At 53.7% G+C, this 14,731-nt stretch carries 8 protein-coding genes and 3 pseudogenes; 8 read left to right on the top strand and 3 right to left on the bottom strand.

Translation table 11 applies throughout. The annotated features are described in order from the left end of the window. Positions 1-154: 154 nt before the first annotated feature. On the bottom strand, positions 155-889 hold the full coding sequence (locus QPJ95_RS20180) for a hypothetical protein (RefSeq protein WP_270921000.1): 735 nt from the start codon (positions 887-889) through the stop codon (positions 155-157). A 103-nt stretch (positions 890-992) separates the two neighbouring features. On the opposite strand from QPJ95_RS20180, the gene QPJ95_RS20175 reads away from it, so the two are divergent. The 3 genes and pseudogenes from QPJ95_RS20175 to QPJ95_RS20165 all read left to right on the top strand — a co-directional run bounded on the left by QPJ95_RS20175 (position 993) and on the right by QPJ95_RS20165 (position 3,512). After that, positions 993-1,328 carry a winged helix-turn-helix transcriptional regulator gene (locus QPJ95_RS20175; protein WP_270920999.1) on the top strand — a complete coding sequence of 112 codons (336 nt, stop codon included), beginning with the start codon at positions 993-995 and terminating at the stop codon, positions 1,326-1,328. A 423-nt stretch (positions 1,329-1,751) separates the two neighbouring features. After that, on the top strand, positions 1,752-2,354 hold the full coding sequence (locus QPJ95_RS20170) for a class I SAM-dependent DNA methyltransferase (RefSeq protein ID WP_270920998.1): 603 nt from the start codon (positions 1,752-1,754) through the stop codon (positions 2,352-2,354). A gap of 97 nt (positions 2,355-2,451) precedes the next feature. Continuing rightward, positions 2,452-3,512 (top strand): annotated as a pseudogene (locus tag QPJ95_RS20165) (IS110 family transposase). A gap of 638 nt (positions 3,513-4,150) precedes the next feature. On the opposite strand, the gene QPJ95_RS20160 reads toward QPJ95_RS20165, so the two are convergent. Further along, the gene (locus QPJ95_RS20160; RefSeq protein WP_270920945.1) at positions 4,151-4,846 is read right to left on the bottom strand and encodes a tetratricopeptide repeat protein; all 696 of its coding nucleotides are present in this window, start codon (positions 4,844-4,846) and stop codon (positions 4,151-4,153) included. Between the two features lie 72 nt (positions 4,847-4,918). Between QPJ95_RS20160 and QPJ95_RS20155 the strand changes: the two are divergent. Together QPJ95_RS20155 and QPJ95_RS20150 are read left to right on the top strand one after the other, a co-directional pair. Beyond that, positions 4,919-6,044: pseudogene (locus QPJ95_RS20155) on the top strand (IS3 family transposase). 354 nt (positions 6,045-6,398) lie between these two features. Further along, a complete protein-coding gene (locus tag QPJ95_RS20150) occupies positions 6,399-6,566 on the top strand; it encodes an Arm DNA-binding domain-containing protein (protein ID WP_286018194.1) in 168 nt (55 codons plus the stop codon). 235 nt (positions 6,567-6,801) lie between these two features. On the opposite strand, the gene QPJ95_RS20145 is transcribed toward QPJ95_RS20150, so the two are convergent. Then, entirely contained in the window at positions 6,802-7,671 is an 870-nt protein-coding gene (locus QPJ95_RS20145; protein WP_270920947.1) for an adenylate/guanylate cyclase domain-containing protein, read from the bottom strand. 131 nt (positions 7,672-7,802) lie between these two features. On the opposite strand from QPJ95_RS20145, the gene QPJ95_RS20140 reads away from it, so the two are divergent. The 3 genes and pseudogenes from QPJ95_RS20140 to QPJ95_RS20130 form a co-directional block, all read left to right on the top strand. Further along, positions 7,803-8,258: a hypothetical protein gene (locus QPJ95_RS20140; protein WP_270920948.1), complete on the top strand. Its 456-nt coding sequence runs from the start codon at positions 7,803-7,805 to the stop codon at positions 8,256-8,258. 13 nt (positions 8,259-8,271) lie between these two features. Then, positions 8,272-12,741: an nSTAND1 domain-containing NTPase gene (locus QPJ95_RS20135; protein ID WP_270920949.1), complete on the top strand. Its 4,470-nt coding sequence runs from the start codon at positions 8,272-8,274 to the stop codon at positions 12,739-12,741. Positions 12,742-13,500: 759 nt separating this feature from the next. Beyond that, a pseudogene (locus QPJ95_RS20130) lies at positions 13,501-14,250 on the top strand (IS3 family transposase); the annotation flags it as partial. Positions 14,251-14,731: the final 481 nt, after the last annotated feature.

Here is a 14,731-nt window from a genome sequence, read left to right as displayed (position 1 = left end):
GCTGAACTGCCGACAAAAACTACGCGTAGTCCCAATACCTACTGCCTAATCCGATTTACGGTTTAGTTTCAATGGATCTTCGATCTCCGGTCACTGTGCGTAGGTAGGAATTGGGGACAAGTGGCCGAACGATTGTCCGGCCACATGGAGGTGGTTATGCAGGAGCGGTCTGCGTGCTGCGGCGACGCAGGGCATCCAGAGAGAACATTTGAAAGGCGATAAAGATTGGCACGATGAACATGGGAAACAGCGCCAGAGGGTAGGCGTTGATGATATTGGGGTGATCAAATGCCATCAGTTGAAGGGCGCCGGGCGAGGTCGCGATCCCCAGGCTGACAGCGATGACAAAATCCAACAGACCGATAATGCTGGCGCGTCGGATCAGGTGTTCGGCATTGACGTCGCCTCGGTTTGCGGCGCGCGTGGCTTGGATCGCTGCAATGCCTGCTGTAATATCACCGACGCCGGCGGGCAGTGCGAATTGCCAGGGGATGGCTCCCATTGCCCAACCGATCAGAAACAAACCGCCCATCAGTCGCAGGCTTTGGATACTGATCAGATGAACGGGGTCAAGATTGGCCAAAATAGTGCGACCTGTTTTGGTCAAGCGCCCCAGTGCCCACAAAAGGAACGCGCCGCCAAGCAGGGGCATGAGAGCGTAGGGCGGGTCGGTGAATTCCGCTGGAGGCATCAGAAGGCCCGCTTTGGCCAGATGCACGACCAGCGTATACCAGAGCCCCAATATTGTTGCGACCACACCCACGGCCATAGCAGTTCGGCCTATTGACAGGTCGGCCCGGGTGGCGCCTATACTGATAAGCCCGAGAGCCAATGCAGGTAATATCACTGCAAATATCTGCTCATAGGCGATTGCGATTGTTTCAAACATTGTGGTCTCCGGTGCATTTGTTGGCGTGTGAGTTCATAAGAAGTAGTGACTATAAATTGTGTAGCGACTTCACATTTGCAAGGGATGTACCTAAATTAAAACCATGACACATGGTGAACGCCGAAATTGCCCGATCCAGCGGGCCTCGAATGTGATAGGGGACCAGTGGTCGCTGTTGATCCTGCGCGAGTTTTTTCTGGAGGGCGCGCGCCGGTTCCAGGATTTGCAGGATGTGCTCAAAGTGTCGCCTAATACGCTGTCAGGACGCCTGCGCAAGCTGGAGGAGGGCGGCGTTCTGGAGCGGCGAAAGTATTCCCAGAACCCGCCTCGTTGGGAGTATTACTTGACCAACAGGGGGCAAGCTCTTGGTCCCATGATGGAGGCGCTTAGGTCTTGGGGCGGAGCGCATGCGCCAGACCTGCCAGGCGAGGGAAAATAGAACTAAACGGAAAACCTTCCGACGGGGCCAGATGGGCCCAAAATTCACATGAGCGAGACGTCATGTATCGAGCGATTGTGGAGTTTTCAGGCTGGGGGGAACTTCGGAGAACGATTGTAACCACGAGAGGGGTTGTTGGCGCCCATCTTGACAATCAGTTCCATCTCTCTGCGACCTACTGCCAGCCATTCGCTGCGAAAAGCGCGAGCTACTAGGTCGCCAGGTATTATAGGCTGCTGCTGTAGGCCCAATTGGAGCGAACGGCCCACTGCTACCGTTCATGGACACCGCAGCGAATGGCTGGTCAGAGCCCATATTGACTGTTTTCCGCAACGCAGCCAATGTCCGGTATCGCCACGATCGTTCCTGCCTCAGGGCGCGTGTATTGGAATCGTGGCAAATCCATGAGGAAACGCCTGCAAAATGACTGACGACTGGAACGACTATGCAGATGGATGGGACGACAACAGCGACGTCAAACTCTATGCAACCCAGGCTTTTGCCGCGCTGGACGCGCATGTGGATATGCGTGGGAAAAATTGGCAATCAAGTCGGATTCTCGACTTTGGATGCGGCACGGGATTGCTGACGGAAAAAATTGCACCGCATGTAATGGAAGTGATTGCAGTTGATACCTCGGACAAGATGATTGCGATCCTAAAGGAAAAGAATCTGTGCAACGTCAGGGCCGTTCACGGGGACGTTCTGACAGGCGACATTCGGGACGTAGGAGATTGGTTTTCGGACTTTGATTTGATCTGCGCGTCCTCCGTTTGCGGCTTTCTGCCGGACTACAGTGGTGCGGTGACAGCGTTAGCTGGTCTCCTCAGAAGGGGCGGACAGTTTGTGCAATGGGATTGGCAGTCGTCTGGCAACGACGGCTTTGGATTGACGGAACCTCAAATGAGGGAATCGCTCAAGGCGGCGCACCTTAGCTCAATCCGTGTAGAACAGGTCTTCGAAATTGAAGCCGACGCGCAGGCAATGCCCGTTCTGATGGGGGTGGGGGTCCGCCACACGGATTGACCTTGAAAGCAGATGGGGTGGATGGCTCCTGCTCCAACCGGCGTCGCTTTGCGCCATAATGCAGGTGTCGAAATCTGCGAATGAGGGGAGCCACCCAATGCAAGTTACAACAGTTGGCCTCGACCTGGCCAAGAACATCTTTCATGTGCACGGTATCACTGTTGCAGGTGAAGTCGCATTCAATCGCCCGTTGCGCCGTGCGCAGGTGCTGGCATTTTTTAAGCGCCTTGATCCTTGTTTGGTCGGGATTGAAGCCTGCGGTACCAGCCATCACTGGGCGCGCGAGCTGAGCCAGGTGGGACATGAAGTACGGCTTATCCCGCCGATGTATGTCAAACCTTATGTGAAGCGCGGCAAGTCTGACGCGATTGATGCGGAGGCTATTTGCGAAGCAGTCACGCGGCCTACGATGCGGTTTGTTGAAATCAAATCGGTTGACCAACAAGCGCTTCTGTCCTTGCACCGGGCACGAAGTCTGATTGTTCGACAACGCACCCAATTGATCAATGCGCTTCGCAGTCTGTTGGCCGAGTTTGGTATCTACATTGCCCGTGGCCTCGCACGGGTGATCAGCTTTGCGCAAAGTGTGGTCGAAGGCGTTGAACTGGAACTTCCCACTATTGCGCAGGACGTGTTCCGCAATCTGTGCCAGCGGCTTGGAGCCCTTCATGAGCAGGTGAGATGGTATGAGACACGTCTGAGATTGGAGGCGAAGCGAGACGCGCGCGTGAGGCTCTTGCAAACAATACCTGGCGTCGGCACTGTCACGGCATCTGCGATCGCTGCTAGCATTGGCGATGGCCATCAGTTCAGGAATGGTCGAGAGTTTGCTGCGTGGATAGGATTGACGCCTGCCAACAAATCGAGTGGTGGGAAAGAGCGATTAGGCCGGATCACCATCCCTCTCGGGACATTGCTGCGCAATGCCCTGCCGGGCAAGGGATGGGTGATCAATATTTGCGCCAGCTCCTTGTCGTAGGAATGACATCGCTTGTGCGACAGACTCGATCCCACCCGGAAAGGGCGAGCAAATGGCTAACAGCCCTTTTGGAACGCAAACCAGCACGCTTAGCAACTGTGGCAATGGCGAATAAAACGGCACGGATCGTCTGGGCAGTTTTGACAAAGAATGAGCCGTACACGCCGAGAACAATCTGAAAACACCTAAACAACACGAGATAGCAAGACCTGCGAAGTGATGGTGCAAAAGTCAGCCGCAACAACCAAGACACCCCGTCGAATGTCCCGGGCATTATTGCCCGCAAAGCAGAAAGGGACTTGGTTCGCGGAACCCATCCACTGCCCGGCAGGGCATTGCGCAGCAATGTCCCGAAAGGGAGGGCCAGCGGTCAAAACCGCGCAAACAGGCCGGACACAAGACTGCTTCTGACAAATGCGCGGATCACCGCAAAAATGTCTTGCTATGCAGGAGCCATCCACACAAGACATTTGGTGAATAACCGCTAAGTCCGCAACTTTGCCGTTGGTGCACATCGCAGTCGGCTCTCCGCCCTTAATGCTGAAATGTGCGTGGTGGTGCAATCGGAGCAATCGCATCTTCCATCACGGTCAAGAACGGCCTCAACCAGCCGTTGGTGCAACTTCCGTCCAACGACCGCTGTCAGTCTGAAACAGACCTAGCACTGGAACCCAATTCATTGATAGCAGACTGTCACTATGACATTTGGAATAGCCATTATTCGCGCGACTCCGCCATTCGCTTCAGCTGAACCGAAGATCACATCAGCTGATTTTATGTGTCCCAAGTTCACTGTAGTAAATGTTTAGATTGTTTTTTAGTTTAACTCGTAAGGCGGGATGATACTGAGTAGACCAAGTCCGTCCAATGTCTCAAGTGTAAGCCCGGACGCACGAAAGTCAGAAGCTATGTGGAAATTTTCCAGCGCTTTCTTCGAGGCAGGCCCAAAATCTCCGTCAATACTTCCGGAATAGTGTCCGAGATCTTTAAGACGGCGTTGAACCTCCTGAAATTCAATTGTGTCAAACAGGACTGAGAAATCCGAGTATGTTAGTGAAATCTTTGCGGATCGTGATCCAAGAGACCTAGCATTTCTCAGTAATCTGGTCCCTTCGTCAAAATCCTGTTTCGTGCCTTGGCCATTTATGTACATCACACCAAGGCTGCTTGTGGCCGCCGCGTACCCCAACTCGGACGATTGGTGATAGAGCTCCACTGCTGTGTCAAAATTCCCTGCCGCATCATGGGATCTCCCAAGATTGTAAAGGAGTCGCGGATGCAGGGGGTCTGCCTGGAGCGCTTTTTTGCAGTCAGGAATTGCAGCGCGGAAGTCAATTCTTTCGAAGCCCACCCCGGTCACTCCGACGGAATTGTAGGGGGCCGATGCCAAGAAGTCGCAACGTGTTGGCTCCGGAATTTTAAAATAAACTTCATTAGTTAAGCGCACTAGATACTCCGGTTGTTGGCTGCCTTCCGACAATGCGAGAACGGCCGCTGCAACCCTTCGAAACATCTGGTAATCCCCCTAAAATTAGTGGTGTTCAAAAGTAGAATTTTCTCGGCAAGATATTTGAGGAGATTTTTGATGAAGACAGCACGATATAGCGATGCGCAGATCATGGGCATACTGAAGCAGGCAGAGGGCGGTGTGCCTGTCTCTGAACTGTGCCGGGAGCATGGGATGAGCAGCGCCTCCTTTTACAAGTGGCGGGCCAAATTTGGTGGCATGGATGCATCGCTGATTGGCGAGATGAAAGATTTGGCAGAGCAAAACCGGCGACTGAAGAAGATGTATGCCGAGATGAGCATGCAGAATGAGCTTCTGAAGGAGGCGCTCGGAAAAAAGCACTAAGGCCATCCCTGCGCAAGGAGCCTCTCGGTGAATGTGCCATTCACCTGCCGGTCAGTGGATGGCTGTTCATGCGGTCGCACACCACAGGGTCAGCATCGCGCTGGCCTGCCGGACATTTTTCATCAGCGAGACCTATTATCGTTACGAGCGCAAGCTGAGCGATGAAAATGCGGAAATTGCTGACTGGTTGGTGAGGTTGACGAGCAACCGTCGAACCTGGGGTTTCGGATTATGTTTTCTCTATCTGCGTAACGTCAAAGGCTATGGCTGGAACCACAAACGGGTTTACCGGATCTACTGCGAGTTGGAGTTGAACCTGCGGATCAAGCCCAAGAAGCGCCTGAAGAGGGACAAACCGGAACCACTGGCAGTGCCAGACATGCCAAATGACACCTGGTCGATGGATTTTATGGCGGACCAGTTGGCTGACGGGCGGTCGATTAGGACGTTGAACGTGCTGGATGATTTCAATCGCGAGGGCTTGGGCATCGAAGTTGACTTCTCGCTACCCGCAGATCGGGTTGTCCGAAGTTTGGACCATATCATTGAATGGCGTGGCAAACCCAAGATCATTCGAGTCGATAATGGCCCCGAATATGTCAGTGGAAAGCTGATGGCGTGGGCTGAGAAACAGGGCATCCGGCTTGAATATATCCAGCCCGGAAAGCCGCAACAGAATGCCTATATCGAGCGCTACAATCGCACGGTTCGCGGAGAATGGCTGGGGCAATACATATTTGAAACCATTGAGGAGGCACAGGAGCAGGCCACAGAATGGCTCTGGACTTACAACAACGACCGACCCAACATGGGCATCGGCGGGATCGCACCTGCCATGAAACTGAAAATGGCCGCATGAATTCTACGGCTGAGCCCCATTAAAAATGGGGGGATTACCGCGGCATAGCCCTTCCGGAGAAACCCCTGCAGAAATAGCATGCTTTTTGATTGTCTCGAACAAGTCAAGAAATACAGAACAACTTGAATTGCAGCCGCCCTTTGGCACTTCTGGATGCGGTATTGATCGCTCTTTCCAGAATTGACAAGGCGATCCTCTCAGACACCCCTAGAATGGCTGATTTCGCAATGTGGGTGGACCACGCCAGCCTTCAGATCGCCCGAGCGGGCATTTCTGGCCTCCTACGCGGCCAATCGAGAGACCCGCGACCAATCCTCAATCAAAAATTACCCGGTAGCTTTTTGGCTGCGTGTGATGCCAACGAGAACCAAGACCTATCAGGCGCAATATCGCAAAGGCGGAAGAACCCGCGGGGTGTCCATCGGGCGGCATGGCAAGACAACCGTGGACGAAGCGCGCAAGCTCGCCAAGGAAGTCATAGGACAGGTCACCAAGACCTTCACAACAAGGCCTGCGCTATAACTGCACAATCAAAACCTGCAAAACTCGTCATCACAGCGATCACGCGCAAACTGCTCGTCCTCGCCAATGCTTTGATCACCAAAGGTGGAAAATGGTCTCAAGAATGCCCTTGACCATCACGGATACTCAAGTGGGGCTGCTCAGAGGCGAAGATTAACGGAAATCCATCTCCAAACAGACTGTTGCAATAACGCGGCCTCCATATACGTCCACACATGACCGCACCAGAAGCGGGCTACTCGGAACCTGCCAGAGAAAATTCAATGATAGCTTCAGTTGATTGAAGAATGGGCGCGCCCAGAGAAATAAGTCCCGTTCCGGTTAGCGTAACGCTCGTGCGACGTAGCACCGTTTCAGTGCTCTGGGCCATTCTCAGATAGCTTCCGAGCGTACTGTGATCTCTAAATTCCACGATGCCGTTGACGACCGAAATCGTAGCATGTCTTCGAGAAACCCAAGGCGCTGATACCACCAAGTCACAGTCGGAAGCTCGACCAAAAGTCAATTCGCCGCCTTCGGTCAGCCATTTGACGTGGGTTTTGTGTTTCAAGGAGATATCTGTCGATTTGATGGTTTTCCCGGGCCTTGAAATAAAATTAGCTGTCCTACCGGAGGGATCCTCGGCAACATGGGAATACACGACCTTGCCGTCAGTGGACCCTTTGAGACGCAATACATCCACTTCTCGGAGGGTCTCGCGGACTGGCCTGCTGAGCTGTTTGAAACAAGTCCCGTAAACCAACACCTCATGGGGCTTGGCCAGAGATGCTAGACGCGAAGCGATATTGACCGGGACCCCGTAAAGGTCACTTGGCAAAAGCAGCATGTTGCCCCAACTCACTCCTGCATGGACCTTGAGAGCGCCTTCTGACTGTCTCGCGATCGCGATCTCGGCCACTTTGACAGCAGCGTCAGCATTCTGAAAGAACGCCAGTATGTCGTCCCCTTTGGAGTGAACGAAAACACCCTGCGCCTTGCACACCTGCACACGCAATTCTTCCACCCGCAGGCGGATTCTTGAAAAGGCGACCTGCGCTCCCACTCTTTCGTAAAGCGGGGTGCTATTGGAAACGTCCGCGATCAACGCGGCGCCAACGACTCGCATACGCTACTCCCCAACGATGGGTGCCCTACCGTGCCTTTGGAAGCACGCTGGAATTTTCGCGGAATTGTATTACATTTACACACAATAGTGTTCAGCGCAATTACCAAGATGAACAGGGAGACCGATGAATCATGGGACACAGCAAAGCTATAGGGTGCGCGCTTTTTGTAGCGTTGTTTTTGTTTACGGACGGCAGTTTTGTTAATTCGGTCGATGGGCAAGAGTCCAATGCATGCCCTGTTGACGGATGTTTGATCGAAATCATGTCCGTTGCCAACGACGGCGACGAGTTGGCCATTGGACTGAAATCGAATTTCAACCCTGATATCTCGAAGAACCATTTTCACATCTGGTGGGGTGAACTGTTTGATGTGAAACAGGTCAGCAACAACGCAGAAACAGAACACAATGTTTCGCAAGGGAATTGGCACCCGATGGATGCCTACCCAATGTACACGACCACGGGTGCGGCATCCGTCGCGCAACGTCGCGAGGCGGTTTCGCTCTGCGTTTCTGCAGCTGATCGTAACCACGATATTATCGACCCCAAGGAGTTCGTTTGCCTCGACGTTTCCGATCATTTCTGACCTAAGAACGTCGATGGAACTCCCGGAATATGTCGGGCGCTACGTGGTTCGCCGTGAAATCGCGCGCGGTGGATTTGCGGTTGTGGCGCTGGCTTGGGACGAAGAACTCACTGCGGAAGTCGCCATCAAGATCCTCTTGTTTCATGACGAAAAGGACATGAATCTCAAGCAACGCTTTATTGAAGAAGCGCGACTGCTGCGGCGGATGAAGTCCTATAATATCGTTGGGATTCACGATGTCGGGCGGCTTTCGGACGGCAGCCCGTATTTTGTCATGGATTATGCTGACCTGGGAACGTTGGCAAACCAACTTCAGGCCCGTCGCAAGGAAGGCGCCGGATTGCCGCAGCAAGACATCCTGCAATTGGTGGATGCGCTGTCATCCGGTCTGTCCGCGATCCACCGCGCCGGCATAGTCCACAGAGACGTGAAACCAGAAAATATTCTCTACCAAACAATTGGCACACGGTTGCCGCAGGAGACCATTGCGAGCGGTTGTCAAAACCTGACCGTGGCGATGCCGTTGCCGGGAGATCAGCAATTTCTTTTGGAAAGGGTGATGATTGGAGATCTGGGAATCGCAAGGGATCTGTCGAGTGACAATCAATCCTCTCTCCTCCTCGGTGGAACACCGGCCTATATGGCGCCAGAGCAATTTGGAGCGGACGGTGGAGTCAGCCGTGCCGCCGACATTTACTCAGCATCCGCGGTGCTCTGGTATGCGACCACCGGAGCGCGCCCTCCTGATTCAGCATTCGTCGAAGCTGAAATCAAGTTCCAGGAAAAACCGTGGAGGGATTTCTTCCTGCTGGGAATGGCATTGGACCCTGTTAGGCGTTTCGATGATATCCAGGCCTGGAGCAGCGCGGCCCACGATGTGATGGCCCGGATCGCTGCTAAAATGCCGGATCCTACTATCGCACGACACGATGGCAACGCGTTGCCAACGCCGGGTGCGGATTGCCCTTATCGCGGTCTGAGTGCGTTTCAGCCGGAAGACGCTGACCGTTTCTTCGGCCGTGAGGAACTTGTTGCAGATTTGCTCCAGCGGTTAAAATCTCTGAAAGTTCTGGTTGTTGGCGGCTCTTCAGGAAGCGGAAAAAGTTCGCTCATCCGCGCAGGTCTCATATCCTCTCTGCGGCAAGGCAGTATAACTGGTAGCGAAGGTTGGCGGATCGAACTGTTTACGCCTGGAACCGACGCACTCTCCGAGTTGTTTTTCCGCCTGCGCGGCAATCATGAAAATGCCAGAGTCCGGCTGGACGAATTTGTTGCGCGACCCTCAGTCGCCCGGCAGGTGCTGTTGGACGCTGGCTCAGAACCGCTGTTGCTGGCCATCGATCAATTCGAGGAACTCTTCACGCTCAACGCGCCAGAGGTGACGCAGGATTTCGTCGATGCTCTTGCGGCGCTCACAGACCCTGCCGACAGCAAGGTGCGGGTCGTCATAACGATCCGCGCGGATTTCTATCAGAACTGTGCTGCTGTTCCGTGGCTTGCCGAAGCAGTCAGTCGCAATCAAGTTCTTGTCGGCCCGATGACCGCCAGAGATTTGCGCCGCGCAATTGTGGAACCGGCAAGGCGCGCGGGCATCTACGTGGAACAATATCTGGTCGACGCGATTGTGTCCGAAGCCGGCAACGATGCAGGTGTTCTGCCGTTGATCTCGCATGCGTTGGTGGAAACCTGGGTGCGTCGCCTGGGCGCCACGCTCACTTATGAAGGATATCGCGGTAGTGGCGGCATGGCCGGTGCCATTCGTCAGACTGCTGATGTCGTTTTTGACAATGACTTTTCGGATGATGAACGCCGCGTCGCGGAACGCTTACTGCTCAATCTGGTAACACCGGGTGAAGGTGGCGCCGATGCACGCCGCGTTCTTGCGCGTTCGGAATTGAAGGGCGACAGAGATGCGCCTGTCATGGAGAGGGTTGTTAAACGGTTGACGGAAGCGCGGCTTCTTACCATTGACGACGAGACCGTGCAGATTACCCACGAAGCATTGCTGCGATCTTGGCCGCGTCTGAGTCGGTGGATTGAGCGGTCCAGAGGAGATTTGCGGCTACGCCTTCGAATTGTTCAGATGGCTGAAGAGTGGATCGAGGCAGGTCGCGACTCCGAGATGCTGCTTAGAGGCGCGCGATTGGGATATGTGCTGGAATGGTTTGAGAACAACCAAGACAAGGCAGGAGCTAAAGAAAGGGAGTTTCTGGAGGCCGGTTCTATGGCCCAGGAAGCTGCGCAGAAGGAGGCCAACAACAGGCGTGCGCAACGGCACCGTCTACAATTTGCGGCAGTGGGAACGCTTGCAGCTCTGGCGATTGGAGCAACTGCGGCCTCCGTTATCGCCTTAAAACAGTCACGACACGCTCAGGCGAACGCGGCAATAGCAGACGCCGCAACAATTAGGGCCAACGACAGTTTTGCGAGCGCTCTTAGCGCTGCAGCGGCAGGATACGCTACAGATGATCCGTTACTGGCACTGAACCTAGCGGTCCAGTCGATTTCACGTTCGCGTAGCCCGCAGACCACATTTGATGCCCGGGTAGCATTGCTTCGAGCGCGTCTTAACCTTTCCAAGGGAACTCCAGCGCCGATGGGTGCGCTTGTTCCTGCGAGGGACGCTCTTTCAATTGCGATTTCTCCAGACGGAGGCTCTGTTGTGACAGGAGGACGTGACGGAATGGTTCGTATTCTGGATACCGCAACTCGACACCAGGTGGCCGAAGAGCTTGTAAGTGATATCGGGGGTGTTCAGGACATCGCATTCTCGCCACATGGTGACGGGTTTGCCGCGGTGGGCGATAGCGGGCGCATAGTTTTCTGGCCGTACAGCGGCGGTTTTGCCGAAGAGCCGTGGCTACTGGGCGAAACAAGCGACATCCTTTGGCGACTGGCGTTCCACCCGAACGATCCGACCATTGCTACAGTAGGAGAGGATGGCCGTGTTCGGATATGGTCGATTTCTGACAGGGGCGGTGCAGACGGTAGAATTATTGCAACCAGAAACGGGGACTTCACCAGTGTCGCTTTCAGTCCAGACGGTCGCGCTCTGGTTGCAGGCAATGGAGCGGGCGAGGTCTGGGCCTGGCAGTATCCTGCGGGCGAGGCATTATTCCCATCGCTGACCACCCTGCATTCCAGTGATGTATGGGGTCTTTCCTTCAGCGATGACGGAGCATTTCTGGCCACCGTGAGCAGCGACGGCAGCTCTGCAATTGTCGAAATCGGATCCGGCAAGGCCGTCGGTAGAGCGTTTCCTGCGACAGAGACTATAGGTGCCGTAGAATTCATGTCTGATGGTTGGAGGCTGGTCGGAGGTAACGCTGAAGGAAAGCTCTCGATATGGGATGTGAAAAACCAGGAATTGGAAGCCCGCTCGCCATCCGGCCATACAGGGAGAATCCTAGATATTGCGTTGTCGGATAATCAGCGAATAGCTGCGACACTGGGCGCTGATCAGCAAGTCAGGTTCTGGCGCCTGGGGCCAAAGGTGCCCCTCTCGAAGGATTACAGGCTTACCAACGGAGCGCAAGTCAAGGGCTTGGCGCTTGGCAACAGCCATTTGGCCGTTGGGGACACCAACGGTTCAATTGCGGTGTCCGAGTTTGCGGAGAATTCAACCGTATCGACGATGCCTTTGCATCGGCATCAGGTCTGGGCCGTGGCGCTGTCGCCCGATGGCAAACGTCTCGCAACTGCGGACCGAAATGGCCAGATTATCATTTCAAGTACTGATTTCGCGGGAGCGCAGGTCAATCTTTCACCCATTGGTGAGGCGATCTGGTCTCTGAACTTTTCTTCGGACGGCTCCAAACTTCTGGTGGCGGCGGAAAGTGCCGCGCACCTGATCGACTTGGAAACGAAAAACACAATACGACTTTTCAAACCCGAGAGAGGCAGTGTCACGCGAGCGGCGATGGATTTTGGTGCTTCCAAAGTTGCGCTTTCGACAAGCCGGGGTCAGGTCCATATCTGGTCTCTGGCGGAGGAGGCGGAGCCGACGATTCTGGATGTTTCAAATAATCTCGTTTGGTCGGTGTCTTTCAGCAAAGACGGTTCGTTACTGGCTGCGGCGGACAGCGACGAAATCGTGTCGATTTGGAAGCTGCCCAATGGTGAGCGACTGAAAGATTTTACCGGGCATGTAAGAGGCGCGACGGATGTCCTCATTCTCGGTGACGGCGCGACCCTTGTTGCAAGTGACCGGCGCGGAGGGCTGCACATCTGGGATATGACATACGGAAAGTTGGTGGGCCACATACCGAATGCACATACCGCTTCAATCTGGCGCCTCGCCGCCCATCCGGATGGTCAGAAATTTGCGAGTTCCGGTGACGACGGTGTGGTGCGCGTTTGGGATGTTCTTAGCACTCAAGCCGCCTGCGAACTGAGCAAAGGAGTGCTGGGGCTCCAACAGAGGGCGCAATATCTCGGTGCGACAGATGCGATAGACGCTTGCACGATTTCGGGAACGAAATAGGGGGCGAAGGGCCAGACGCGAACACACTTGCGAGTTCGGTGAACGTGGTTGCGGGAGTAGGATTTTAACCTACGACCTTCAGTTCTGAGCCTGATATGAACTCCAGATACCCCCAGACAAGAATGAATTCGCACGGCGACGCCCTAAACAACCGTTTCTAAAAAATTCGCCAATATTTTCTGAGCAGTGTTTGACCGGAGTCCGCCCTTAGTTACGACTTACTGCGCCAGCAGCATTGTTCGCTGATTGCGCAGGTTTGGAGTTTTCTGCGTGTCGTTCGAAACTGTACCTTCGCGATGTTATTAGCTCTTCAGCCCAGCAGAAGAGGTAGCGTAAGCCTTTTGAGCGTGTCGTGAAAATTGAGAAATCGTTTCCCACTTCCATCAGAAAAAACAGGAGACAAAAATTATTTAACTGCATGATTTATAACAGTTAGTCTCTTTCTGGGAAGCCGTGAACAAACTTGGCGCGGGATTTCCCAGTTATGACCCTCAAAATAAGCGTGCTTGCTGGGGTGCCGAGGCGATTGCAATGGCCGATCAACCTTATTTATAGGCCTCTCAGAGACGTCAGAATAATTTGCAAAGAAAGGTGCCCCAATATTGGGCAAACGGCGCGAAAGGCCCGTTTAAATCTGTTTTGAAGGACATCCATCATACCTGTCCAGGATGTGGCCTGCCGACACAAAGACTCTTGTTTATAAGGTTCCATCCGGCTTCTTCCGCCATCCTCCGGGCTCTTCCGGTTACTGCAATAATAAGTGTCCAACAACAACGGTATATGCAGCGGCAGGGTCACAAATGCGGTCGCCATCGTGTGCGCCGCCTGATGCGGCTTATGCGCTTGGTTCCAATCTATCAGACGCCAAACACGAGCAAGAAACACCCTCAGCATAAGATTTACCCTTACCTGCTCCGGGGGCTGACGATTGATCGGCCAAATCAGGTCTGGTGCGTTGATATCACCTACATTCCTATGCGGCGCGGATTTCTGTATCTGGTCGCGATCATGGACTGGTTCAGCCGTAAAGTTCTCAGTTGGCGATTGTCCAACAGCATGGAGGCTGACTTTTGTGTTGAAGCCCTGAAAGAGGCCATCGCAAAATATGGGAAACCAGCGATAATGAACAGCGATCAGGGCAGTCAGTTCACTGGGTTTGAATGGACGAATGCGCTGAAAGATGCGGACGTAGAGATATCCCCTCTCTCGCGCATGTAAACATGCGCTGCCGGGCAGTGCATGGACGGGAAAGGTCGGTGGCCCCCTCTCATCGAATTCTGCGAATTCGACTGCCGGGCAACGGACAACCGACTGATAGAAAGGCTTTGGCGTTCCCTGAAATACGAGTGCATCTATCTCAATGCATTTGAAACCGGTTCGGAAACACGCACCGGGATTAAAAAATGGATCGCGTACTACAACGCCGAACGGCCACATTCCACGCACGGAATCTTGACCCCAGATGAAGCCTATGACAGAAAAATGGAACCAATGAGATCAGCAGCCTAAATGAAACCCTGATCCACCTTAAGTTGGCTGCAAACTGGTCGAGTTACTGGGACCACCTCGGCACTTGTCCTTTTCTGCCTGTTCTTGGCCAACTCAAAGCAGGTATTTGCACTCGATAGACTGATTCGCGTAGCCAAAGTGAGGCAGGCACGCCGCCAGTATTTGCCCCAAATTGACACCTCAAATCACAATGCTGCTAAAAAGAACCCTGTGTGATCGGTGGTGGTAGATTTAGCCTTTAAGGTGTTGAATTTAATTGGCAATCAACCACCATTGGCAATATTTCATCGGCCTTTTCGTGTACAGTGTTTGTGGGTTTAACTCGGGCGAAAAGTAGAATGCCAGTACAGTAATCATATGCAGGAAACGAGATCCTCGCACCCGATACGAATATTTTGTGCGCCCGAGTTCTAGGATACCAGAGGATGCGCACTCTAAGCTCAAGCTCATCTCGTGTGAAATTGGGAAGGCATTCGCCTCT

It is taken from the genome of Parasedimentitalea psychrophila (assembly GCF_030285785.1).
GTDB classification, from domain to species: Bacteria; Pseudomonadota; Alphaproteobacteria; order Rhodobacterales; family Rhodobacteraceae; genus Parasedimentitalea; species Parasedimentitalea psychrophila.
The sequence above is the reverse complement of the archived record's forward strand: the minus strand, read 5'-3'. Positions and strand labels throughout refer to the sequence as shown.